The 255-nt window shown below is 62.0% G+C and carries 1 protein-coding gene; it reads right to left on the bottom strand.

The features are described 5' to 3' along the window. On the bottom strand, positions 1 to 255 hold a 255-nt coding region (locus tag SB772_RS43225), incomplete at both ends, for a hypothetical protein (RefSeq protein ID WP_410838925.1).

Genomic DNA, 255 nt, shown 5'->3' with positions numbered 1-255 from the left:
ACGAGCGTGACCGCGCTAAGCCGTCCGTGTCCCTGCTCGTAATCGAGCACGGCATTCAATCCGCCGCACGTCAGAATCTCGGTGACGCGGCCGCGGCTGTCGCGCTCGAACTGGCACCACTGCCCAGCCTGATCCTCGATGCGGCGCACCCATGCGATACGGCCGGAGTCCGGATCGTATCGGCCGAAGTCGTAATACGTCTCGCCAATGTCATGCAGGATGTAACGTCCATCCGGCGTACAGGTCAGATATTGC

This window comes from Paraburkholderia sp. SIMBA_030 (genome assembly GCF_046535245.1).
Taxonomy (GTDB): Bacteria; Pseudomonadota; Gammaproteobacteria; order Burkholderiales; family Burkholderiaceae; genus Paraburkholderia.
Note: the sequence above shows the minus strand (reverse complement) of the source record. Positions and strands in the feature narration are given on the sequence as shown.